At 70.9% G+C, this 23,597-nt stretch carries 20 protein-coding genes; 14 read left to right on the top strand and 6 right to left on the bottom strand.

What is annotated here, in order from left to right; translation table 11 throughout:
- The first annotated feature begins 2 nt into the window (after positions 1 to 2).
- Genes ABEA33_RS03745 through ABEA33_RS03730 form a run of 4 tightly spaced genes read left to right on the top strand, consistent with a single transcriptional unit; the run spans position 3 to position 4,424 of the window.
- A complete protein-coding gene (locus ABEA33_RS03745; RefSeq protein ID WP_345525241.1) occupies positions 3 to 950 on the top strand; it encodes a hypothetical protein in 948 nt (315 codons plus the stop codon).
- Entirely contained in the window at positions 947 to 2,056 is a 1,110-nt protein-coding gene (locus ABEA33_RS03740) for an energy-coupling factor transporter transmembrane component T (RefSeq protein ID WP_345525240.1), read from the top strand. Before ABEA33_RS03745 ends, ABEA33_RS03740 begins: the two co-directional genes overlap by 4 nt.
- Positions 2,053 to 3,624 (top strand): ABC transporter ATP-binding protein, encoded by a 1,572-nt coding sequence (locus ABEA33_RS03735; protein WP_345525239.1) that lies wholly within the window; start codon positions 2,053 to 2,055, stop codon positions 3,622 to 3,624. The genes ABEA33_RS03740 and ABEA33_RS03735 overlap by 4 nt, the downstream gene beginning before the upstream one ends.
- Positions 3,621 to 4,424 carry an ECF transporter S component gene (locus ABEA33_RS03730; RefSeq protein ID WP_345525237.1) on the top strand — a complete coding sequence of 268 codons (804 nt, stop codon included), beginning with the start codon at positions 3,621 to 3,623 and terminating at the stop codon, positions 4,422 to 4,424. The genes ABEA33_RS03735 and ABEA33_RS03730 overlap by 4 nt, the downstream gene beginning before the upstream one ends.
- Here the strand turns inward: ABEA33_RS03730 and ABEA33_RS03725 are convergent.
- The 3 genes from ABEA33_RS03725 to ABEA33_RS03715 all read right to left on the bottom strand — a co-directional run bounded on the left by ABEA33_RS03725 (position 4,411) and on the right by ABEA33_RS03715 (position 6,894).
- A complete protein-coding gene (locus ABEA33_RS03725; protein WP_345525235.1) occupies positions 4,411 to 5,562 on the bottom strand; it encodes a PQQ-dependent sugar dehydrogenase in 1,152 nt (383 codons plus the stop codon). The genes ABEA33_RS03730 and ABEA33_RS03725 overlap by 14 nt on opposite strands.
- 68 nt (positions 5,563 to 5,630) lie before the next feature.
- A complete protein-coding gene (locus tag ABEA33_RS03720; protein WP_345525234.1) occupies positions 5,631 to 5,852 on the bottom strand; it encodes a hypothetical protein in 222 nt (73 codons plus the stop codon).
- Positions 5,853 to 6,021: 169 nt separating this feature from the next.
- Positions 6,022 to 6,894: an EamA family transporter gene (locus ABEA33_RS03715; protein ID WP_345525233.1), complete on the bottom strand. Its 873-nt coding sequence runs from the start codon at positions 6,892 to 6,894 to the stop codon at positions 6,022 to 6,024.
- Between the two features lie 42 nt (positions 6,895 to 6,936).
- On the opposite strand from ABEA33_RS03715, the gene ABEA33_RS03710 reads away from it, so the two are divergent.
- Both ABEA33_RS03710 and ABEA33_RS03705 read left to right on the top strand, forming a co-directional pair.
- The gene (locus tag ABEA33_RS03710; protein ID WP_345525231.1) at positions 6,937 to 8,025 is read left to right on the top strand and encodes a WD40/YVTN/BNR-like repeat-containing protein; all 1,089 of its coding nucleotides are present in this window, start codon (positions 6,937 to 6,939) and stop codon (positions 8,023 to 8,025) included.
- Between the two features lie 2 nt (positions 8,026 to 8,027).
- Positions 8,028 to 8,483, top strand: a complete 456-nt coding sequence (locus ABEA33_RS03705; protein ID WP_345525230.1) for an SRPBCC family protein — start codon at positions 8,028 to 8,030, stop codon at positions 8,481 to 8,483.
- Positions 8,484 to 8,497: 14 nt separating this feature from the next.
- On the opposite strand, the gene ABEA33_RS03700 is transcribed toward ABEA33_RS03705, so the two are convergent.
- Both ABEA33_RS03700 and ABEA33_RS03695 read right to left on the bottom strand, forming a co-directional pair.
- On the bottom strand, positions 8,498 to 11,074 hold the full coding sequence (locus ABEA33_RS03700) for a glycoside hydrolase family 65 protein (RefSeq protein ID WP_345525229.1): 2,577 nt from the start codon (positions 11,072 to 11,074) through the stop codon (positions 8,498 to 8,500).
- Entirely contained in the window at positions 11,071 to 11,781 is a 711-nt protein-coding gene (locus tag ABEA33_RS03695) for an HAD family hydrolase (protein WP_345525433.1), read from the bottom strand. The genes ABEA33_RS03700 and ABEA33_RS03695 overlap by 4 nt, the downstream gene beginning before the upstream one ends.
- Positions 11,782 to 11,891: 110 nt before the next feature.
- Between ABEA33_RS03695 and ilvD the strand changes: the two genes are divergently transcribed.
- The 6 genes from ilvD to ABEA33_RS03665 all read left to right on the top strand — a co-directional run bounded on the left by ilvD (position 11,892) and on the right by ABEA33_RS03665 (position 19,891).
- Positions 11,892 to 13,574, top strand: coding sequence for a dihydroxy-acid dehydratase (gene ilvD, locus ABEA33_RS03690; protein WP_345525228.1), 1,683 nt, complete (start codon positions 11,892 to 11,894; stop codon positions 13,572 to 13,574).
- Between the two features lie 499 nt (positions 13,575 to 14,073).
- Positions 14,074 to 14,868, top strand: a complete 795-nt coding sequence (locus ABEA33_RS03685) for a hypothetical protein (protein WP_345525227.1) — start codon at positions 14,074 to 14,076, stop codon at positions 14,866 to 14,868.
- 915 nt (positions 14,869 to 15,783) lie between these two features.
- Positions 15,784 to 16,602, top strand: coding sequence for a hypothetical protein (locus ABEA33_RS03680; RefSeq protein WP_345525226.1), 819 nt, complete (start codon positions 15,784 to 15,786; stop codon positions 16,600 to 16,602).
- 170 nt (positions 16,603 to 16,772) lie between these two features.
- Entirely contained in the window at positions 16,773 to 17,534 is a 762-nt protein-coding gene (locus tag ABEA33_RS03675; protein WP_345525225.1) for a hypothetical protein, read from the top strand.
- A gap of 373 nt (positions 17,535 to 17,907) precedes the next feature.
- On the top strand, positions 17,908 to 18,924 hold the full coding sequence (locus ABEA33_RS03670) for a hypothetical protein (protein ID WP_345525224.1): 1,017 nt from the start codon (positions 17,908 to 17,910) through the stop codon (positions 18,922 to 18,924).
- A 10-nt stretch (positions 18,925 to 18,934) separates the two neighbouring features.
- Positions 18,935 to 19,891, top strand: a complete 957-nt coding sequence (locus tag ABEA33_RS03665) for an FUSC family protein (RefSeq protein WP_345525223.1) — start codon at positions 18,935 to 18,937, stop codon at positions 19,889 to 19,891.
- Here ABEA33_RS03665 and ABEA33_RS03660 read toward each other — a convergent pair.
- Positions 19,863 to 20,765, bottom strand: a complete 903-nt coding sequence (locus ABEA33_RS03660; protein ID WP_345525222.1) for an aldose-1-epimerase — start codon at positions 20,763 to 20,765, stop codon at positions 19,863 to 19,865. The two genes, ABEA33_RS03665 and ABEA33_RS03660, sit on opposite strands and share 29 nt — an antisense overlap.
- Before the next feature lie 22 nt (positions 20,766 to 20,787).
- Between ABEA33_RS03660 and xylB the strand changes: the two genes are divergently transcribed.
- Together xylB and ABEA33_RS03650 are read left to right on the top strand one after the other, a co-directional pair.
- Complete coding sequence (xylB, locus tag ABEA33_RS03655; protein ID WP_345525221.1) at positions 20,788 to 22,185, top strand: xylulokinase; 1,398 nt, start codon at positions 20,788 to 20,790, stop codon at positions 22,183 to 22,185.
- On the top strand, positions 22,182 to 23,396 hold the full coding sequence (locus tag ABEA33_RS03650; RefSeq protein ID WP_345525220.1) for a kynureninase: 1,215 nt from the start codon (positions 22,182 to 22,184) through the stop codon (positions 23,394 to 23,396). Before xylB ends, ABEA33_RS03650 begins: the two co-directional genes overlap by 4 nt.
- Positions 23,397 to 23,597: the final 201 nt, after the last annotated feature.

Here is a 23,597-nt window from a genome sequence, read left to right as displayed (position 1 = left end):
CCGTGCAGCTCCTCGGCAGCGCTCTTCGTCTCGCCGCCGCGACCGTCCTGGTCGCGGCGGCGGGGCTGGTGCTGCCCGCAGGGCCGGCGTCGGCTGCGACCTGTTCGAGCGGCAGCGGCGTGAGCGTCGTCGTCGACTTCCACGAGCTCGGCGGCGGCGTCCAGACCGCCTGCGTCGCCGGGGGCGGGGGGTCGTCGGCGACATCGCTCTTCGGGTCGGCGGGCTTCGGCCTGAGCTACGTCCAGCGGCAGCCGGGGTTCGTCTGCCGTGTCTCGGGGAAGCCCGCGTCCGATCCGTGCGTCAACACCCCGCCGGCCGACGCCTACTGGGGCCTGTGGTGGTCCGACGGCAAGTCTGGCGCCTGGACCTACGCCACCACGTCGGCGAGCGGGCTGGACGTCCCCGAAGGCGGGTACGTCGCGTTCTCGTGGAACGGCAGTGCCACCCGGTCCACCCCCGGCCTCAGCCCGGCGGCCCACGCGGTGGCGCCGACGCCGACCAGCAAGCCGACGTCGAAGCCGTCGACCAAGCCCTCGAGCAAGCCGTCCACCGAGCCGTCGACCAAACCCTCGAGCAAGCCCTCGAGCAAGTCCGAGCCGTCGACCAAGCCTTCGGCCACCTCCACGAAGGGGGACCCCGCGAGCGCGTCGGACAGCCCCTCGACCACGGAGTCCTCGACGCCGAGCTCATCGCCGGCGAAGCAGCAGTCCGGCAAGGCCGGTCAGCCGACGAAGCCACCAGGAGGCGTGGACGGCGAGATGCTGCCGGAGTCAGCGCCCGCGTCCACCGACAGCACCAAGAGCACCGACGCGGCCCCGGCCGCCTCCGACCCTGCCGATGCGTCTGACGGCGGCCTGCCCACCTGGGTCGGCCCGGTCGTCGTGGCCGTCCTCTTCGCCGCAGGCGGTGCCGTCGCCGTCGTACGCCGACGGCGGAACCCGACCCCGTGAGCCGGCCCCGCGACCTGCACCCGGTGGCCTGGTGGCTGTGGGCCATCGGGCTCGCGGTCGCCGCGTCGCTGACCACCAACCCGCTGATCCTGCTCATGCTGATCGGGGTCGCCGCGCTGGTGGTCTCGCTGCGCCGCTCCGAGCAGCCGTGGGGCCAGTCGTTCCGGCTCTATGTGTGGCTGGGCGTGGCGATCGTGGTGATCCGGGTGGCGTTCCGAATGGTCTTCGGCGGCTACTTCGGCGGCCGGGTGTTGCTCGACCTGCCGTCGATCCCGCTGCCCGACTGGGTCGCTGGGATCACCCTGCTCGGACCGCTCTACTCGGAGGCGCTGCTCTTCGCGTTGTACGACGGACTCCGGCTCGCGACGATCGTGATCTGTGTCGGGGCGGCCAACTCGCTGGCCAACCCGAAGCGGCTGCTGCGCTCGGTGCCCCCGGCGCTCTACGAGATCGGGACCGCGCTCGTGGTCGCGGTGAGCGTGCTGCCGCAGTTCGCCGACAGCCTGCGCCGGGTCCGCGCCGCGCAGGCGCTGCGGGCGGGAGAGACCGGCCGTGTCAACGGCCTGCGCCGGCTGCTGGTGCCCGTCCTCGAGGACGCGCTCGAACGCTCGCTCGCCCTGGCGGCCGGCATGGACGCTCGCGGCTACGGCCGCGCGGGCGACGCCACGCCCGCCCAGCGTCGTACGACGGGCGCACTGATGCTGGCCGGCCTGGTCGGCATCTGCGTCGGGACGTACGCCGTGCTCGACCACACCGCCCCGCGCATCCTGGCGCTGCCGATGCTCGTGATCGGGACGGTCGCGGCCGTCGCCGGGCTGCGCAGCGCCGGTCGCCGGGTCGAGCGCACCCGCTACCGCCCCGACCCGTGGCGCTGGCCTGAGGTAGCCGTCGTCGCCTCCGGCCTCCTGGTCGCCGGCGCCGGCTGGTGGGTCAGCGAGCACCAGCTCCTGGTCGCCTACCCGCCGCTCGACGCGTTCCCGACGCTCAGTGCCGCGGCGCTCGCCGCCGGGGTGGTTGCGCTCCTCGGAGGACTCTGCTCCCCGCCCCCTGCCCGCTCGAACGCCGCCGCGCCCGTCGTACCCGCCCGTGCGGAGATGGCCGCATGATCGAGCTGCGCGGCATCACCTTCTCGTACGACGACACGGTGCCGGTCCTCGACGGCGTCGACCTGGTCGTCGACGAGGGCGAGCTGGTGCTGGTCTCCGGGCCGACCGGGGTCGGCAAGTCCACGCTGCTCGGCGTCGTGACCGGGCTGGTGCCGCGTTTCTCGGGCGGCACGCTGGACGGCGACGTGCTGCTCGACGGCGTCAGCATCGTGCACATGCCGCCGCGCGAGCGCGCGCACGCGATCGGGTACGTCGGCCAGAACCCCGCGGCCGGCTTCGTCACCGACACGGTCGAGGAGGAGCTCGCCTACGGCATGGAGCAGCTCGGCCTGCCGCCGGAGACGATGCGCCGCCGGGTCGAGGAGACCCTCGACCTGCTCGGCATCGCCGACCTGCGCCACCGCGACCTACGCGCGCTCTCCGGCGGCCAGCAGCAGCGCGTCGCGATCGGATCGGTGCTCACGATGCACCCGCGGCTCCTCGTGCTCGACGAGCCCACCTCCGCGCTCGACCCGACCGCAGCCGAGGAGGTGCTCGCGACGCTGACGCGACTGGTCCACGACCTCGGGGTGTCGGTGCTGCTGGCCGAGCACCGGCTCGAGCGCGTGATCCCGTTCGTCGACCGGATGTGCCTGCTGACGGGTGCGGGCCGGGTGACCGTGGGGGAGCCGGGCGAGCTGCTCGTCACCTCGCCCGTCGTACCCCCGATCGTCGAGCTCGGCCGCGCCGCCGGCTGGAGCCCGCTGCCGCTCAGCGTCCGCGACGCCCGCCGCCTGGCTCGTGACCTCACCGCCCGGCTGGGGACGCCGCCCGTGACGGTCGACGCACCGGCAGCGACCGCGGTCGCCGTACGCGGCCTCGATGTCGTGCACGGCCAGACCGTCGCCGTACGAGACCTCGACCTGGAGCTCGGCGCCGGCCGGGTCACCGCCCTGATGGGACGCAACGGCTCCGGCAAGTCCTCGCTGCTGTGGGCGGTCCAGGGCAGCGGTCGCCGTACGGCGGGCCGGGTGGACGTCTCCGGCAGCGACCCGGCAGCCCTCGCCCCTGCCGGTCGCCGCGCGCTGGTCGGGCTGGTGCCGCAGAACGCCGCGGACCTGCTCTACCTCGAGACCGTCGACCAGGAGTGCGCGGCCGCCGACGGCGGGTCCGGTGAGTGCCGCGCGCTGCTCGACCGGCTGGTGCCCGGGATCCCCGGCGACCAGCACCCCCGCGACCTCTCGGAGGGGCAGCGCCTGGCGCTCGCCCTGGCGCTGGTGCTGGTGTCTCGACCGCGTGTCCTGCTGCTCGACGAGCCCACGCGCGGACTCGACTACGCCGCCAAGCACGTGCTGGCCGGCATCCTGCGGGGGCTCACCGCCGACGATCACGCCGTCCTGGTGGCCACCCACGACGTCGAGTTCGTGGCCCAGGTCGCCGACGACGTCGTCGTGCTCGCGGACGGCGAGGTCGTCTCGTCGGGGCCGGTGCGCCGGGTCGTGGCGGAGTCGCCGGCGTTCGCCCCGCAGGTCACCAAGGTGCTCGGTGCGCCGTGGCTGCGCGTCGACGAGGTCGTGGCCGCGCTGTGAGCACCCCGGCGGTCCGCATCTCTCCCCGCTCGGCTCTGGTGCTGGGCGTCGCATCGTTCGCCGGCCTGATGATGCTCTGCTGGCCGCTGCTCCTGCGTGCCGGCACGGGGGAGCGCGTGGACCCGCCGTTCCTCTTCCTCGCGCTGCTGCCGATCGTGATCGCGGTGGTGCTCGCGGAACTCAACGAGGGTGGCCTCGACCCGCGCGTGCTCGCCGTCCTCGGCGTGCTCAGCGCGGCCAACGCGATCCTGCGCGGCGTCTCCCCGGGTACGGCGGGCGTCGAGCTGACGTTCTTCCTGCTGATTCTCGGCGGGCGGGTCTTCGGGCCGGGCTTCGGGTTCGTCCTGGGCTGCACGTCGCTCTTCGCATCGGCCCTGATGGCGGCCGGCGTCGGCCCCTGGCTGCCCTATCAGATGCTCTGCGCCGCCTGGGTCGGCATGGGCGCCGGGCTGCTGCCGCGCCGGTTCACCGGACGCGCCGAGATCGCGCTGCTCGCGGCGTACGGCGTGTTCGCGTCGTACGCCTTCGGCCTGCTGATGAACCTGTCCGGATGGCCCTTCATCGCCGGCATCGCGGTCGAGGGTCACGAGGGCTCGCTGTCCTACGTGCCCGGCGCCGCGGTGCTCGACAACCTGCACCGGTTCCTCGTCTACACGGTGCTGACGTCGACGGGCAGCTGGGACACCATGCGCGCGATCACCACCGCGGTGGCGATCGCGCTGCTCGGTCCCGCGATCCTGGCGACGCTGCGACGGGCCGCCCGTCGCGCGACGGTCACCGGGGTCGTCAGGGCTCGATGACCAGGATCCGGTCGTCGCCGGCGGCCGGGTCGCCGCGACCGTCGGTGTTGCTGGTGGTCACCCAGAGGTTGCCGTCGGGAGAAGCGACGACGGTGCGCATCCGGCCGTACTTGCCGACGAAGAAGGCAGTCGGATCCTGGGCCTGCTTGCCCGTGACGTCGACCTGCCAGAGCCGCTCACCCCTGAGTGATGCCATCCAGAGATCCCCGTCGAGCCAGGCGAGCCCGGACGGTGAGGCGTCGTCGGTGTTCCAGACGAGCTGGGGGTCCTGCAGTGAGCTGTCGCCGTTGCCCATGCCCTCGACCATCGGCCATCCGTAGTTGGTGCCGGGCGTGATCAGGTTGAGCTCGTCGAACGTGTTCGCCCCGAACTCCGAGGCCCACAGCCGGTCCCGGTCGTCGAACGCGAGTCCCTGCACGTTGCGGTGTCCGTAGGACCAGATCGGCGAGCCCTTGAACGGGTTGCCCGGAGCCGGGTCGCCGTCGGTGGTGATCCGCAGGATCTTGCCGGCCGTGGTGCTCTTGTCCTGGGCGAGGTCGGACTGCCCGGTCTCGCCGGTGGAGGCGTAGAGGTAGCCGTCGGGCCCGAACGCGAGCCGACCGCCGTCATGGATGAACCCGCGGGGGATTCCGGCCAGGATGGTGGTGGGAGCACCGAGCTTCCCGCCCTCGAGGGTCGCCTTGACGATCCGGTTCTCGGTCTCGGCGCTGTAGTAGAAGAACAGCAGCCGATCGGCCTCGAAGTCGGGGGAGACAGCGACGCCGAGCAGCCCGGCCTCCCCGCCCTCGTCGCCGATGCCGACGGCGTCCGAGATGGTGCCGATCTCGCGCACGTCGTACGCCGGGCTCGCGAGCAGCAGCACCCTGGTCGTGTCGCGCTCGGTCACGATCGCGTCGCCGTCGGGCAGGAACGCGACGCCCCAGGGCGCCGCCAGTCCGGTCGCAACGGTGTCGACGACCTTCGGTGGGGTCGTGTCCTTCTCGGGTGCCTCGCTCGACGACGGTGTCCCGGACCGCGCGCTCTCGGACGGCGTGGGCGACGCGAACGTCTTGCCGGGCTCGTCGCTGCCGTCGCTGCACGCGGTGAGGCCGCCCGCGGTGAGGACGGCGGCACTGGCGAGGGCGACGAGGCGTCTCATGCTGGAGACCCTAGCGATCAAGGCTGAACCCGCCGGGCGGCCAGGGAGAGGCGTCCCGCCCGGCAGGCTCAACCGTGTGCAGCCTGAGCTGCGACCTCCGGCGCCGGGGAGCGACCGCGTGCGGCCAGGAAGTCCTCGACGTCATTGAGCTCCGCACGCCGTTGTGCGAGGGCGGTGGAGGCGATCATGGCGTTGCGGCGAGAGCGCTGCTGGGACTCGACCGGCCAGCGTCGTACGGCATCCACGGCGTGCCCGATCGGCCGTGCGGCGTGGCGCGGTACCAACTGCATCGCGGGCTCCCATGTGTGTCCCGAGTGACAACGTGCGGCCCACGCTAGGAGCCGGCCGCTTCGCCCGGGTCAACGACGTGTGACGGTTGCGTGAACTCCGTCCGGCCCCGGACGTCATACGAATCGTGGTCTCTTGCCCACGATTCGTATGACGTCCGCCGCCGCGCGCTCAGTCGGGCGCGGGAGCGAGGGTCCGGGAGGAACGCGTGGCGCCCACGGACGCGATCACGACGAAGGTCATCGCGAGCCACTGCTCCCAGGTGAGGAACTCCTGGAGGACGATGATGCCGGCGAGAGCCGCCGCGGCGGGTTCGAGGCTCATCAGGATCGAGAAGACCGATGCCTTGATCGAGCGCAGGGCGACCAGCTCGCAGGAGTACGGCACCACCGACGACAGCAGCCCGACCGCGGCGCCGAGGAGCAGGATGCGCGGGTCGAGGAGGTCGCCGCCGCCCTCGCCGATGGCGAACGGCGTGAGCAGCAGGGTGGCGAACACACTGGCGAGCGCGAGCCCGTCGAAGCCGGGCCAGCGCTGGCCGGTCTGGCCCGCCAGGAGGATGTACGACGCCCACATCGCCCCGGCGAGCAGCGCGAAGAGAGCGCCCGCCAGGTTCACCTCGCCTCCGCCGGAGAGTCCGAGGACCGCGACGCCGAGGCCGGCGAGCAGCACCCACAGGAGGTCGCGCACCCGCCGGGAGCCGATCACCGCCAGGGTCAGCGGCCCGATGAACTCCAGCGTCACCGCGATGCCCAGCGGGATCCGGGCGAACGCCTGGTAGATCGCCCAGTTCATCACGCCGAGGCAGAGGCCGAAGGCGAGCACGACGAGCCAATCCGTACGAGAGCGTCCGCGCAGCACGGGCCGGGCGATGGCCACGAGCACGATGGCGCTGGTCACGAGCCGCAGCCACACGATCGTGGTCGGCGCGATCTCGTCGAAGAGGCTCTTCGCGATGCCGGCGCCGAACTGCACCGACAGGATGCCGATCAGGACCAGCCAGACCGGTGAGACCAGTCGGAGCGATGAGTCTCTACCGGTCACCGGGTCAATCTAGAAGAATGGACGGTTGACCGAGGAGGCGGCATGGCAGACCGGACGCTGTTGATGGTCGGGACCCGCAAGGGCCTGTGGATCGGTACGTCGGACGAGGAGCGCGCGGACTGGGAGTTCACCGGTCCGCACTTCGACATGGAGGAGGTCTACTCCTGCCTCGTGGACACGCGCGGCGACGCGCCGAGGCTGCTCGCCGGTGCCTCATCGAGCTGGCTCGGCCCGCAGGTCTGGCGCTCCGACGACCTCGGCGCCTCCTGGCAGGAGACGCCCAACGGCGCCGTCCGCTTCCCGGAGGGGTCGGAGGCCAACGTCGAGCGGGTCTGGCAGCTGGTGCCGGGCGTCGATCCCGACGTCGTGTACGCCGGCACCGAGCCGGCCGCGGTGTGGAAGTCCACCGATCGTGGGGAGACGTTCGCGCTCGAGCAGGAGCTCTGGGACCACCCGCACCGCACCGAGTGGGGCGCCGGGTTCGGCGGCCAGGCCTTCCACACGGTGCTGCCCCACCCCACCGACCCGCAGGCGGTGACGGCCGCGCTGTCGTCCGGTGGGGTCTACCAGACCACCGACGGCGGTCGGTCCTGGGAGGCGCGCAACCACGGCATCCGGGCCGAATTCCTGCCCGAGGGCCAGCAGTACCCGGAGTTCGGGCAGTGCGTCCACAAGATCACCCGGCACCCGAGCCGGCCCGAGCGGCTGTATCTGCAGAACCACGGCGGCGTCTACCGATCCGACGACGAGGGCCAGATCTGGAAGTCCATCGCCGACGGGCTTCCCGCAGACTTCGGCTTCCCGATCGTGGTGCACCCGCACGAGCCCGACACGATCTTCGTCTTCCCGATCAACGGCGGTGACGGGCGCTACCCACCGGAAGGCAAGGCCCGCGTGTGGCGCTCCCGGGACGCGGGGGAGACCTGGCAGGAGCTCGGCGACGGACTGCCCGACTCGTTCTACGTCGCCGTGATGCGCGATGCGATGTGCGCCGACGACCACACCCGCACGGGCCTCTACTTCGGGGCCCGCAACGGGGCGGTCTGGGGCTCGGCCGATGAGGGCGACACCTGGCGCCAGATCGTCTGCGACCTGCCCGACGTGATGGTCGTCCGAGCGGCGAGCGTCTAGCGATGGGCTCCTTCGAGGTGGTGCGGGCGACGACGATCGCGGCTGACCCGGCGCGCGTGCACGCGCTGATCGACGACTTCCACGAGTGGCCGGCCTGGTCGCCGTGGGAGGACCTCGACCCCGACCTGCAGCGCACCTACACGGGCCCAGCCACCGGTGTCGGTGCCCACTACGCCTGGCGCGGCAACCGCAAAGCCGGCCAGGGGACCATGGAGATCACCGCTTCCTCGCCGGAGCGCATCGACATCGACCTGGTCTTCATGAAGCCGTTCGACTCCGCCAGCAAGGTGTCCTTCGAGCTGGTGCCGACGGACGCGGGCACCGAGGTCACCTGGCGGATGCGCGGCGAGCAGAAGGGCATCTGGGGCGTGGTCGGCAAGGTGATCTCGATGGACCGCCTGGTCGGCAAGGACTTCGAGAAGGGACTCACCCGGCTCAAGGCGATCCTGGAGTCCTGATCAGAGCCGACTGCTCAGAACTGGCTTCCTTGGGCCGCCGTCGTCTCCGGTGCGTAGATCGGCAGCTCGCCGGTGTTGTCGAACTCCTCCGGCGGCAGGATCGGGTCGGGTACGCCGGCAGTGATCGTGCTGCCGTCGGCGCGGGTGCCACCGATGACCGGGTGGTCGCCGAGCAACCCGTCGATCCGGTCGCCCTGGCCGTCGAGCTCCACCACCAGCGGCGCCGCAGCGGTGACGACGTACGACGTCCCGCGGACCGTCAGCGGCACGTCGGCGGAGTCGGGCTCGGGGAGCGTGAAGGTGATCCGGTCCTCGGTCAGCTCGACCACCACCCGGGAGCCCTGCCAGCAGAAGCGGAAGCGCAGCGCCGGCCAGGTGGACGGCAGCCGCGGGTCGAAGCTCAGCACGCCCGCGTGGTCGCGCATGCCGCCGAAGCCGAACACCAGAGCGCTCCACACCCCGCCGGTCGAGGCGATGTGCAGGCCGTCGACGGTGTTGCCGTGCAGGTTCATCAGGTCGACGTACAGCGACTCGTGGAAGTAGTGCAGGGCGGCCTCGTGGTAGCCCACCTCGGCCGCGATCACCGACTGCACGACCGCCGAGAGCGTCGAGTCGCCGGTGGTGATCGGGTCGTAGTACTCGAAGTCGGCGCGCTTCTCGGCCAGTGAGAAGCGGTCGCCCTGGAGGAAGAGCGCGAGGACGACGTCGGCCTGCTTGAGCACCTGGAACCGGTAGATCACCAGTGGGTGGTAGTGCAGGAGCAGCGGCCGCAGCTCGGACGGCGTCTTGGACAGGTCCCAGACCTCGCGGTCGAGGAAGAAGTCGTCCTGCGGGTGGATGCCGAGGCCGGTGTCGAAGGGGATCGTCATGCCGGCGGCGCAGGCTCGCCACTCCTCGACCTCGTCGTCGGACAAACCGAGCCGGGCGGAGACGCGGACGAAGTCCAGCGGGTAGGCGTCGCGGATCCGCTCGACCGAGGCCACGGCCTGCTCGAGGTTGAAGCGAGCCATCACGTTGGTGAAGAGGTTGTTGTTGACAACGGTCGTGTACTCGTCCGGCCCGGTGACACCGTGGATGTGGAAGGACTCGTCACCGTTGCTGCGCCAGAACCCGAGGTCGGCCCACATCCGGGCGGTCTCGACGAGGATGTCGATGCCCTCGCGGACCAGGAACCCCTCGTCTCCGGTAGCGCGCACGTACTTGATCAGGGCGTAGGCGATGTCGGCGTCGATGTGCACCTGCGCCGAGCCCGCCGCGTAGTACGCCGAGGCCTCCTCGCCGTTGATCGTCCGCCACGGGTACATCGCACCGCTCTGAGCCATCTCTCGCGCGCGCTCCCGAGCGGCCGGCAGCAGCACGGAGCGGAAGTGCAGCGCGTTGCGAGCCACCTCCGGCTGGATGTAGCTGAGGAACGGGATCACGTAGACCTCGGTGTCCCAGAAGTAGTGGCCCTCGTAGCCCGAGCCGGTCATGCCCTTGGCAGGTACGCCGAGCCCGTCGATGCGCGCGCTCGCCTGGGCCAGGCTGAAGAGGTTGTAGCGGGTGGCCTGCTGGATCGCGCGGAGCTCGTCGGTGTCGCCGGGGATCTCGACGTCGGCCGCGGCCCAGAAGTCGGCGTACCAGCCGCGCTGGTCCTCGACGTAGTGCGTGTGACCGTGCCGGGCAGCCCGGTCGAGGGTGCGGTCGCAGCGGTCGGACAGCTCGCGGACCGGTACGCCGCGCGAGGAGTGGTAGGCGACGGTCTTCTGCAGCCGCATGGTGGTGCCCTGGGTCGCGTCGACCCGGTAGACCACCTTGGCCAGGTCCTCCTCGGCCCGCGCGACCGTCTCGAACTCGTCGGTGGTGTGCAGCGTGTGGTCGGCCGCGACCGCGACGGTCATGCCCGAGTGCGCGCACTGGTAGCCCAGCATCAGCCGGTCGTCGGTCGCGTAGCTCATCCGCGGGAGCAGGACCCGCTCGCCGAAGGCTCCCGCCTTGCGGGGGTCGACGATGTCGCCGCCCGCCGTCGTCGGCATCCGGTACTCGTCGACGCCGTCCTGCCGGTTGAGGATCTGCGACGAGATCACGATCGGGGCGTCACCGGTCAGCACCTCCACCTCGAGGGTCATGATCGCGAGGTGGCGCTGGGTCATCGAGATCATCCGCGTCGAGTCGATACGCACCCGCTTGCCGGACGGCGTACGCCAGATCAGGCTGCGCCGCAGCACGCCGTCGCGGAAGTCCAGGCAGCGCTCGTAGTGCTCGAGGTCGGCGGTGCCGAAGGTCAGGGGCTCGTCCTCGACGTAGATCTTCATGACCTTGGTGTCGGGGACGTTGACCAGCGTCTGGCCGGTGCGGGCGAAGCCGAAGGCCGCCTCGGCGTGTCGGATCGGCCAGGTCTCGTGGAAGCCGTTGAGGAAGGTGCCGTGGGCGTACGACGGGCGCCCCTCCTCGGGGTTGCCGCGCATCCCGAGGTAGCCGTTGGCGACCGAGAAGAGCGTCTCGGTGACTCCGAGATCGTCGGGGCGGTAGCCGGTCTCGATCAGCGCCCAGGGCTCGATCGGGAAGCGGCCGCGGTCGAGCGGGTCGGGACCCACGGCGTGACTGTTCATGCGGCATCTCCCGTCGGGACGAGCTCCGCCAGGTCGGCAACGACGATCGTCGCACCGGCCTCCGTCAGACGTTCGGCGCCGGCACCCCGGTCGACCCCCACCACCAGCCCGAACGCGCCCTCGGCACCGGCCCGGACGCCGGACACGGCGTCCTCGAGCACCACCGAGCCGGCCGCGGTGGCGCCGAGATACTGGGCCGCGTGCAGGAACGTGTCGGGTGCCGGCTTGCCCGGCAGCCCGAGCTCGTGGGCGACGGTGCCGCTCACCACGATCCGGAACCGGTCGGCGAGTCCGGCCGCCTCGAGCACCGCCGGGGCGTTGGCCGACGACGACACCACCGCGAGCGGCAGGCCGAGGTCGCGCAGGTGGTCGAGCAGCAGCACCGATCCGGGATACGCAGCGACGCCGTCCCGCTCCAGCACCACGTTGAACGCGTCGTTCTTCCGATCACCGAGCTCGACGACGAGGTCCTGGGGCGCCGGGATGCCTCGTGAGGTCAGGAAGTCACGGACGCCCTCGTAGCGAGGCTTGCCGTCGACCTGGGCGAAGTAGTCGGCATCGGTGTACGGCGCCCGGTCGCCTGCCCCGTCGTACGACGTCAGGAAGGCGTTGAACATCTCGGCCCACGCCGCCATGTGGACCTCGGCCGTGGGTGTCACGACACCGTCGAGGTCGAACAGCACTGCGTCGTAGTCGCTCCATTGCACCCGGGTCACGGGACAAGGCTAGGGACTCCCGACCCCGGCCGCAGTGATGCCCGCCTCTCGGCTGCCGGGCAGGTCGAGACCAGCGACCGGGCGGCGAATACCCTGGGGTCATGACCGAGCCCGACATCAAGCCCCGTTCCCGCGACGTGACCGACGGTCTGGAGAAGACCGCCGCGCGAGGGATGCTCCGGGCCGTAGGCATGGGCGACGACGACTGGGAGAAGCCGCAGATCGGCGTGGCGTCCAGCTGGAACGAGATCACCCCCTGCAACCTCTCCCTCCAGCGCCTCGCGCAGGCGGTAAAGAACGGCGTGCACGCGGCCGGTGGCTACCCGCTCGAGTTCGGCACCATCTCCGTCTCCGACGGCATCGCGATGGGCCACGAGGGCATGCACTTCTCGCTGGTGTCGCGCGAGGTGATCGCCGACTCCGTCGAGACGGTGATGATGGCCGAGCGCCTCGACGGCTCCGTGCTGCTGGCCGGCTGCGACAAGTCGCTGCCCGGCATGCTGATGGCCGCCGCGCGCCTCGACCTCTCCAGCGTCTTCCTGTACGCCGGCTCGATCATGCCCGGCCAGGTCGACGGCAACGATGTGACGATCATCGACGCCTTCGAGGCCGTCGGCGCCTGCCTCGCCGGCAAGATCTCCCGCGAGGAGGTCACCCGGATCGAGAAGGCGATCTGTCCGGGCGAGGGTGCCTGCGGTGGCATGTACACCGCCAACACGATGGCCGCCGTCGCCGAGGCGATCGGCATGTCGCTGCCCGGCTCGGCCGCACCGCCGGCCGTGGACCGGCGCCGCGACGGCTTCGCGCACCGCTCCGGCGAGGCCGTGGTCAACCTGCTGCGCAAGGGCATCACCGCCCGCCAGATCATGACCAAGGAGGCGTTCGAGAACGCCATCACCGTCGTGATGGCCCTCGGCGGCTCGACCAACGCCGTGCTGCACCTGCTGGCGATGGCCCGCGAGGCCGAGGTCGACCTCACCATCGACGACTTCAACCGGATCGGCGACAAGGTCCCGCACCTCGCCGACCTCAAGCCGTTCGGCAAGTACGTCATGTACGACGTCGACAAGATCGGCGGCATCCCCGTCGTGATGAAGGCGCTGCTCGACGCCGGCCTGATGCACGGCGACTGCCTCACCGTCACCGGCAAGACGATGGCGGAGAACCTCGCCGACCTCGCCCCGCCGGAGCTCGACGACGACGTGATCCGCAAGCTCGACCGGCCGATCCACGCGACCGGCGGCCTGACGGTCCTCAAGGGATCGTTGGCGCCCGAGGGTGCGGTCGTGAAGACCGCCGGGTTCGACGACTCGGTCTTCTCCGGCACCGCCCGGGTCTTCGACGGCGAGCGCGCCGCGATGGACGCGCTCGAGCGTGGCGAGATCAAGGCCCGCGACGTCGTGGTCATCCGCTACGAGGGTCCCAAGGGCGGTCCGGGCATGCGCGAGATGCTGGCCATCACCGGCGCGATCAAGGGCGCCGGTCTCGGCAAGGACGTCCTGCTGATCACCGACGGCCGCTTCTCCGGCGGTACGACGGGCCTGTGCGTCGGCCACATCGCGCCCGAGGCCGTCGACGGCGGCCCGATCGCCTACGTCCGCGACGGCGACACCATCACCCTCGACGTGGCCAACCGACTGCTCGAGATCGAGGGCGTCGACGAGGACGAGTGGGAGAAGCGCAAGGTCGGCTGGGAGCCGCTGCCGCCGAAGTACACCCGAGGCGTGCTCGGCAAGTACGCCAAGATGGTCCAGTCGGCCGCGCACGGCGCCATCACCGGCTGAGCCTGGCGCAGACGGCAGGTCACTGGTGCCTGGCGCGGCCGTGAGTGCACCGACTTGGACCGTGACCATCGACGTTGGTGCGGGGTCAATGGCCCGTTTGGGCCTGCCCGTCTGGGCCCGCCCGCCTGGGCGAACCGACTGACCCGAACTAGCCATGGAGAAAGTCAGCTCATCAGAGGATCGTGAATTGCCTTAGCTCGTAGATGTGCCGCGCGGACAGACGATTTCTCATCCTCGCGGCGGCTTCTCAGGCAGTTCGAAGATCAGGCAGGCATTGCGAACGCGGGCCGACCGGATGACCGACTCGAGTCGCGGTGTGCCGCGCCGCGACATCGTGACGATGCGGATGCAGTGCTCCGACCGCGGCACGTGCTGAGGAAGCGCAAGTTCGGATCGTCGAGAGTGCGCTGGACGTGATGGCACCCTCGATGGTCGACCTCGAAATGTGCGCGTTGTCAGGACAGTGCGGGCGACGTGCGCTGGTCACAAAGGAGACCAGATGTCGGACATGCTCAGTGAACTGAACGACGAAGATCGCGGCGACTTCTTGGCGCGGCTCGAAGTCTTCGGTGTTGATGAGTCAGCGATCATAGCGCGTGACGTCATCACCCAGCCGGGGACCTTCACCACGCTGACTACTCGGCAAGACACCGCCAGTGATTATCGGCCCGTCATGCTACGAACAAATGACCTCGACAAGGTCAATCGGTGGATCGGAGTGCCTGACAGCACGTTCGATCGGACGGAACCGATCGTCCCTGCCCCGAGCTCCGGGCGAGGCGGGCTCCTCTCCCGATTCGGCCCAGGTGGAGGTAGCGCACGCGAACACCTCAGGCCGACAGGCGAGCGCCGGGCAGAGACGAAGGCGCGAACACCTGAGGCTGGCGAGGACGTCCAGCCGGCCGACCTGGTAGGTGCGCAGCCCGCCTCGAGCATGTCGTCCGAGGACTACGCGGAGCTGCGCATGGCCGGTCGCGCGTATTTGCGTGGGGATTCACGGAAGGTTGCGGCCTACCGGACGCTCATCGAGTTGGCCTTCCCAGTGATCGAAATACCGCTATGGCCCATTTTCAACGTGCTCGTCAAGAGTGGCTCGGTCCTGGAGTTCGGTCCAGGGCCGCATGCCCTGGTCGCCTATTCGGTGACGATCGAACGGGGAGGAATTGTTCGCAGTTATGGGGACCTGACCATATCGGCGACGATTCTGCGACGCACCATTCCGAAAGTCAAGGTGCCATTTGATGAAGCACTGCTTCGTGGTCGCGTCTTTGGCGGTATCCATTTTGAGGGCTGAGCCCTCGGGATGAACTGTCTGTGAACGAAACTATCCTAGGGGTTAGTGGTGGCAGAATTCGAGAACATCTCAGCGAGCGGCGCCCGCGGTCCGGACGGGACCGCAGGGCAAACTGGTGGCGAGGGGGGTGACGGGTTCGCCGCAGAATGCCATTGGAACGGCGACGACGCGCCTTCGGACGGGACCGGCGGTAGCCGCGGTTCGGACGGTGGGGGCGCAGGACGCGGCGGTGACGCTCCATCACCGACGGACCTGACGATCCGCATCCGAGATCTGATCGGCGAGATCAGCGCGATCAACAAGGGTGGGCGCGGCGGGGACGGAGGCCGAGGCGGTGGGGGCGGTGCCGGGGGCCGTGGGGGACACGGCGGCAGCGGCAGTGGTTGCGAAGATCCGGCGAACGGCGCACGCGGTGGCGACGGAGGCAACGGTGGGCGTGGCGGCGATGGGGGCAAGGGTGCCGACGGCGGCGACATCTACCTCCTCTACAAGAACTACGTCGGCGGGAGTTTCAGCGGCGAGTCCGAGCTGGGCGCGGGTGGAGCCGGCGGAGCCGGTGGAAGTCCTGGGGGCGCTGGTCCTGGTGGCAAGCGTGGCGGCGACGGCGCCTCTGCCGCCCAAGGAAACTCTGGCGCGCCCGGCGGCCCCGGGAACCCAGGAACTGCTGGTCGTCCGGGTCAAGTGCTCGTTCAACCGGACCCGTCCTAGCTCGTCGTGCGGGCGCCGTGCGGGGGCGAGGCGCAGCGTCTGCCTGCGCGGGAGGAGCGGCTTCTCCACGCCCTTGCGAGCGCCGAGCCGGACCTGGCCGCAGCAGCAAGGCAAGGTGCCTGGGACCTCCTACGGCCTCAGGGCGCGTCGGGCTCCGGGTCCACCGACTACGCCAGCGCACTCAATGCCGATGGTTCGCCCCTTCAGGTGTGCGTCTCGGTCGATGCCGATCGCCGCACCACGGCTCTGGTCGCCGATCCTGGTAGTGATCAAGCCACGGCAGTCGCGCACCACCGGCACGGAATGGCGGCGCTGTCGCGATTGAGCCGAAGGACGTTCGACGGCGCCACACGCGCACGCGCGACCGAGGTGTGCCGCGCACTCCTGCCGACGGACGTCGGCGCCTACCCCGAGTTGGCGGTGGGCACCGTGTGGCTCGGGGTGCCGCTGCAGGACGACGGGCTGGGCGTGTATCTCAACGGCGCGTGGGGCGGCGCTCTGGCGCGATGGAACAGAGTCACCCGTTGGTTGACCGAAGAGGGTGTCCCTTCGGAAGCCTGGACGACACCGATCGCAGCTCTTTGCGGCCACGCTCATGTCTCATCTCTTGCCGTGGATATCGACCGCTCGGGCCGGTCACGTCTCAAGGTCTATTTCAGGTTGGATCGGCCCATCCCGCTGACCGCGTTCGGGGCAGGGCTGTGGAGCAGCTCGTTGTTGGCTGCCTTTCTCGATGAGGTGGCCGGCAACCGGTGGCTACCCCGGTCCGGGTTGGTGTTCTGCATGAGCTTTGCAGCAGGCAGGTCGCGGTTGACCGACGTGAAGGTGGACGTGTGCGGTCACTGCATGGGGGAGGACACCGACTGGCCGCAGTGCCTGGATCGCGTCGCGGCGATCGCGGGCACCGCCCGCGTGCCCTGGGTGCCGTGGGAGCTCGGGCGCTCAACGGAGGTGGCGTTCCTGGGAATGGGATGCAGGGCGGATGGATCCACGCGCTGGAACCTCTACCTGAGGTCAGGCAGATGACCGCCCCACCACAGGGACGCAGTCTTCGGGCGGCACTCTCGTCGGGCCTGCAGTTCCTGATCGGCAGTCAGGCCTCCGACGGCCACTGGCAGGACTTCCAGCTGCCGTTGGGGGCGTCCGACGGCTGGGTCACGGGATACGTCACGGTCGCGATGGCGCAGTCATCGCGGTTGGCGACGGACGAAGTCATGGACGCGGCTTGCCTCGCGGTGAGACGCGGTGCCGCATGGCTGCGGCTGCAACGCCACTATCAGGTCGGCTGGGGATACAACGAGCGCTCGGGCGCGGACGCGGACTCCACAGCCTGGGCCATCCGCGCGATTCGTGCCGCCGGAAGCGTCGTCGACCCTGCTGATCGGGACTTCTTGATCTCGCACTGGGATTCGAGCGGGGGTGTCCGGACGTTCCTCGACGGACCTGGGGGATGGTCTCGAGCCCATTCCGAGGTCACGGCCGCAGCCGTCCTGGCGGTCGGTCCTTCGGGTGCCGACCAGGTTCGCGACAGTCTGCGCTACAGCCGGCGGATCAGGTTGGCGGACGGATCCTGGCCCGCCTACTGGTGGCGCACGACCCACCTCGCGACCTTGCTGCACGTGCAGATGCTCGTGATGCTGGGTTGTCGTACAGGTGATGAGCGTCCGGTGGTGTCCGAGCGGCAGGAACAGCAGGTGACGGGCGCGTTCGACCTGGCATGCGTCGCGGCCACCGCTGCCCTCTCGACCATGCCTACGACGACGATCGCTCTCCTGGCACAAGAACTGGTCAACCAGCAATCAGGAGATGGCTCGTGGGACTCCTCACCCAGTCTGCGACTGACAGATCCGGGATCGGGAGCGCCGTCGTCGCCGCTGCAGGGCCGCTTGTACGCGGACCAGGCGCGGATCTACACCACGGCGACGGCCGTCAGCGCGCTCGCGCGGTGCCTGTCGTGAACGAGCCCCAGGCAGTACTCCTCTACCGCGCTTCGTGCTGGAGATGCCGACGACTGTCGATCCTTGTGGCGGTGGCGGCGCTCGGCGTCGCTCGACGAGTCCCCATGGAGTCTCCTGCTGGCGAACGTCTCCTCGAGCAGCGGCAACTGTCGAACGAGAAGGTCGCCCTCGTTTGGGAAGGGGGTGTCGCACTGGGGTGGCGCGTCTTCCCTTGTTCGTTGCGTCTCGGTTTGACCAGGCTCGGCCGGGTCCGAGCCTAGGGAATGTCGCCAGCTCAGGTTCGGGGGACTGCGGCACTGGCCGGAGCGCGTTGTACTGTCCGCGACGACGGATCCGATAGACATGAAGTGCCGGCCCTGCCCGCGGAGGACGAATGCCCGATCATCAGCCCGACCAGCGGGGCCCGGTCCTCTTCCTGGTCCTGCTGGCGATGGTCGCCCTGATCGTCATCGCCTGGGGCGTCGGTGAGAACGGTGCCAACGGTGAGCCCTCCCGCGGGGAGTCCTCCCGGGGCGAGCCCCCGCCGGTCGTGCCCTCCCCGTCGGCGGTCGAGCCGGGTGCGGCGCCGGCGCCGAGCGACGTGGAGCAGTCCGCAGGCGTGGTGCCCGCGTTGCCCGGTGGCGGCACGAAGGTCTTCGCGGACAACCACTTCCTGGTCGCCTACTACGGCACCGGCCAGACCAGCGCCCTCGGCGTCCTCGGCGAGACCGACCCGGACACCATGGACCGGCGGCTGCACCGCGCGGCCAGGCCGTTCCGCCAGCCCGGCCAGCCGGTGCGGCACGTCTACGAGCTGATCGTGACGATCGCGGACGGCTACCCGGGCAAGGACGGCGACTACAGCCACGACATCCCCCGCTCCGAGGTACGTCGCTACATCCGCGCCGCCCACCGCAACGACGCCCTGCTGCTGCTCGACATCCAGCCCGGCAGGACCAGCTTCCTCGAGGCGGCCAAGCGCTGGGAGTGGGCGCTGCGCGACCCGTGGGTCGGCCTCGCGCTCGATCCAGAGTGGCGGATGGGCCCGCGTCAGGTCCCGGCGCACACCGTCGGTCAGGTCCGGGCGGGCGAGGTCAACCGCACCTCGGGCTGGCTGGCCCGGATCGCTCGCGAGGACGGGCTGCCGCAGAAGCTCTTCGTGCTGCACCAGTTCCGCGTCGACATGATCGAGCGGATAGGACAGGTCAAGAAGCGTCCCGAGCTCGCGATGGTCCAGCACGTCGACGGCTTCGGCACCCCGCGGCAGAAGCTGGCGACGTACCACGCGGTCGCCCGCCCGAAGCAGTTCGCGATGGGCTTCAAGCTGTTCTACGACGAGGACGTGCGCCGGATGCAGTCGCGCGCCGTGCACGCCGTACGCCCGAAGGTGCGGTTCGTCAGCTTCCAGTGATTGCCTTCCCATGAATGCGCGCCGCGTCGCCCTCCGGGCCTGTGTCTCCGTCCTGGTGCCGCTGCTCGTGCTGTACGCCGTGGGGCGGCTCGAGTGGTCGATCTTCGCGACGTTCGGCGCGTTCACGTCTCTGTACGGGCGGGAGCGGGCCGGCCGCGCCCGGCTGCAGCTCCAGGCGCGGCTGGCGCTCTACCTGACGACGGCGGTCGGTCTCGGCACGCTGGTCGCCTGCGCACCGGAGCGGGCCTGGCTGGCGGTGCCGGCCGCTGCGACCGTGTCGGCACTGGGGTCCTTCGCGTCGGACGCCGAGCGGTGGCACCCGCCTGGGCCGCTCTTCCTCGTGTTCGCGTTCGCCGCCTGCGCCGCCCTGCCGTCGAGCGGGTCCGACGTGCTTGTGGCGGTCGGCGTGGCCGCGGCGTCCGCCGCGTTCTCAGTCGTCGTCGGCAACCTCGGTGCCTGGTGGCGACGTGACGACGGGGAGCCGGTCGCGCGGCCGACGTACCTCGCGAGCCTGCGGTGGCACGTGCTGCCGTGCTCGCTCGGGGTCTTGCTGGCAGGGTCCATCGCGACCACCGCTGACATCGGCCGGCCCTACTGGGCGATGGTCTCGGCGGTGGTGCCGCTGGTCGCCGTGGACTTCCGGCACCAGGTGGTGCGCGGCCTGCACCGGGTGGTCGGCACGCTCGCCGGGCTGGTCGTGGCCGGCGCCCTGCTGGCGTTGGACCTCGGCGGGCTCGCGGTGATCCTGGTGGTGGCGCTGCTCCAGGCCGTCGCGGAGCTGCTGGTCGGCCGCAACTACGCGCTCGCGCTCGTCGCGATCACGCCGCTCGCGTTGCTGATGGTGCACCTGGCAGCGCCGGTGCCGACCTCGGAGCTCCTCGCCGACCGCGGCATCGAGACCGTCATCGGAGTCAGTGCCGGACTGCTGGTCGGCTACCTCACGCGGGTGCGCTACCCGCGATCGTGAACGATGCCCGGTGGGTCGCACCCGGCTCGAGCGCGACCAGGTCGACGCCGGAGTTGAACGCGTCGGGTGGCGCGGTGGTCGGCTCGACTGCCAGCGCCTCGCGCTCGCGGCCCTTGATCGTGTCGCCGGTGAAGACGTGCAGCCAGCTCACGCCCTCGTGGCCCGTGAGCCAGACGCTACGGCCGGTGTCGGGATCGGTCAGCGTCACGGTCGCGCCGTCGGCGACCCCGCCGTACGGGTGGTCGAGGACGATGTCGCCGATCGGGCGCGGTTCGCGGTAGTCGTACGGCGTACCGTCCACCGGCTCCGCCGGGCCGGCGTGGCCGCGCTCGCTCATCGGGCACCAGGTCGACGCGGGGAGAGTCAGCACGCAGTCGTCGACCCGGCGGCCGACCGTGAGGTAGGGGTGCAGGCCGGCGCCGTACGGCGCGGTGTCGGCGCCGGCGTTGGTGGCCGAGAGCACGGTCGTCAGTCCGTCGTCGCCCAGCCGGTAGTCGACCTCGAGGTCGAGGGCGAACGGATACCCGGTCTGCGGCTGGAGCTCGTAGGTCAGCACCACCCGGTCGGCGATGTGCTCGGCGACCTCCCAGGCGACCCAGCGGGCGAGCCCGTGGATGGCGTTGAGCTTCGCGGGTTCGCTGAGCGGGAGCTGGTGGTGACGGCCGCCGAAGTCGTAGGCGCCGTCCGCGACCCGGTTGGGCCACGGCATCAGCACGGCCCCGCGGCTGCTCCGAGACATCTCGCCTGGCTCCGAGCCTGCGACCAGGTCGACGCCGTCGCGGGTCAGCGTGCGCAGGCACGCCCCGACGGTGACGACCTCGGCCGCATAGGGGCCGTGTGACAGGGAGAGCGGGAGACCCGCGGGAGCACGCACCAACACACCTTAGGGTTTGCACGTGCCACTCGTTGCGGGGGTCGACTCCTCCACCCAGTCCTGCAAGGTCGTCGTCTGTGATGCGGAGACCGGCGTAGTCGTCCGCACCGGCCACGCGTCGCACCCCGAGGGCACCGAGGTCGCTCCCGAGGCCTGGTGGGACGCCCTGCAGACCGCGATCGCGGCAGCCGGCGGGCTCGACGACGTCGCCGCTGTCGCGGTCGGAGGGCAGCAGCACGGCATGGTCTGCCTCGACTCGTCCGGCGACGTCGTACGCCCGGCGTTGCTGTGGAACGACACCCGCTCCGCCCAGGCCGCCCTCGACCTGATCGACGAGCTCGGCGGGCCGCAGCCGTGGGTCGACGCGGTCGGGCTGGTGCCGGTCGCCTCCTTCACGGTGACCAAGCTGCGCTGGCTGCGCGATGCCGAGCCCGACAACGCGGCTCGTACGGCGGCCGTGTGCCTGCCGCACGACTACCTGACCTGGCGCCTGGCTGGGGCTCCTGGCCTGGACGCTCTGGTGACCGACCGCGGGGACGCCAGCGGCACCGGCTACTGGTCGCCGTCCTCCGGCGAGTACCGCCGGGACCTGCTGACCCTCGGGCTCGGTCACGACGTGGTCCTACCGCGAGTGCTCGGCCCTGCGGAGTCCGGCTTGTCGATGCCGTCCGGGGCGCTGCTCGGACCCGGCACCGGCGACAACGCGGGCGCAGCCCTGGGCCTGGGGGCGGTCGCTGGTGACGTCGTCGTCTCGATCGGTACGTCGGGGGTGGCCTGCGCCGTCGCCGATGCGCCGGTCGGTGACGTGACCGGCGCGGTGGCGGGCTTCGCCGACGCGACCGGGCGCTTCCTGCCTCTGGTCGCCACCCTCAACGCCGCCCGGGTGCTCGACGCCGCGTGCCGGATGCTCGGTGTCTCTCACGAGGAGCTGTCCGAGCTCGCGCTGTCCGCGCCCGCCGGTGCCGGCGGCCTCGTGCTGGTGCCCTACCTCGAGGGCGAGCGGACCCCCAACAAGCCCGACGCCACCGGCGCGATCCACGGGCTCCGGCTCGAGACCGCCAACCCGGCGTACCTCGCCCGCGCGGCCGTCGAGGGCATGATCTGCGGCCTGGCCGACGCCGTCGACGCGGTGCGCGCCCTGGGCACGCCGGTCGAGCGGATCATCCTGGTCGGCGGAGCGGCCCGCTCGCGCGCCGTACGCGAGATCGCCTCGGCGGTCCTCGGGCTGCCGGTGTCGGTGCCCGAGCCGGGGGAGTACGTCGCGCGCGGCGCCGCCCGCCAGGCCGCCTGGGTGCTCGCGGGAGGTGCCGAGCCGCCGCAGTGGCCGCTGTCCGGCGTCGTCTCGACGGAGGCCGAGGCGACGCCGTCCGTGCGGGCGCGGTATGCCTCGGTGCGTGAGCTGACGGCGAGCCGGCCATGACGGAGTCCACGACGCATCCGTTGGACGCGGTCGACCCGCTGGCGTCGTACCGCGACCGCTTCGTCGGTGCGTCGTCGGACCTCGTCTACTTCGACGGCAACTCGCTCGGTCGGCCGCTGTCGGTGTCGGGCCCGCGCATCGCGCGGTTCGTCGAGGAGGAGTGGGGTGGGCGGCTGATCCGCGGCTGGGACGAGCGCTGGATGTCGCTGCCCCAGGAGATCGGCGACGACCTGGGTCGGGTCGTGCTCGGAGCGGCGCCCGGTCAGACGACGATCGGCGACTCCACCACCGTGCTGCTCTACAAGCTGATGCGGGCCGCGGTCGCCGCGCGGCCCGGTCGCACCGAGATCGTGATCGACCGCGACAACTTCCCGACCGACCGCTACGTCGCGGCCGGCATCGCCGAGGAGTGTGGGCTGACGCTGCGCTGGATCGACGTCGACCCGGCTGCGGGGGTGACGCCCTCGCTGTTGTCTTCGACTGTCGGTCCGGCCACGGCGCTCGTCGTCCTCTCCCATGTCGCCTACCGGTCGGCGTGGCTCGCCGATGCTCCTGCGCTGACGGCCATCGCCCACGAGGCGGGTGCCCTGGTGCTCTGGGACCTGTGCCACTCGGCGGGTTCGGTGCCGGTGTCGCTCGACGAGTGGGGCGTGGACCTCGCCGTCGGGTGCACCTACAAGTACCTCAACGGCGGACCCGGATCGCCCGCGTTCTGCTATGTCGCATCCCGCCACCTGTCGTCGCTGACGCAGCCGATCCAGGGGTGGCTGGGCTCGGTCGACCCGTTCCTGATGGGGCCGTCGTACGCGCCCGCCGCCGGTATCCGCCGCTTCGTCTCCGGCACGCCCGCCGTCGTCGGGATGCTCGCGATGCAGGACATGATCTCGTTGATCGAGTCCGTGGGGATCTCTGCTGTGCGCGAGAAGTCGATCGCCCTGACGTCGTACGCGATCTCGCTGGGGGAGTCGGTCCTCGGCCCGCTCGGCGTGGTGCTGGCCTCGCCCCGGTCTGCCGCTGAACGAGGCGGGCACGTCACCTTCAACCACCCGCTGATGCGCGAGGTCACCGCCGCCCTCTGGGAGCGCGACGTCATCCCCGACTACCGCGACCCGGGCGGCCTGCGGCTCGGGCTGTCTCCGCTGTCGACCTCGTTCGCCGAGGTCGAGCACGGCATCGGGCTGGTGGCCGAGGCGCTCGAGTCGCTGGCCTGACGGGGCGATGGTTGAGGTGCGAGGCGCGCTAGCGCCGAGCCTCGAAACCACCACAGCGTAGGCAGGGCAGCGTGCGCGGGCTGCGGGTCCGCTCGGGTCGGTCGCCGACCAGCTGACAAGACGGGTACGGCGGGTCTCGGGTCGACGCCGGCTCCCGGCTTTCCGGTGGTCGAGCAGCGAGCGCCAGCGAGCGTCGTCGAG

The organism is Nocardioides endophyticus (assembly GCF_039543845.1).
Classification (GTDB): domain Bacteria; phylum Actinomycetota; class Actinomycetes; order Propionibacteriales; family Nocardioidaceae; genus Nocardioides; species Nocardioides endophyticus.
Note: the sequence above shows the minus strand (reverse complement) of the source record. Positions and strands in the feature narration are given on the sequence as shown.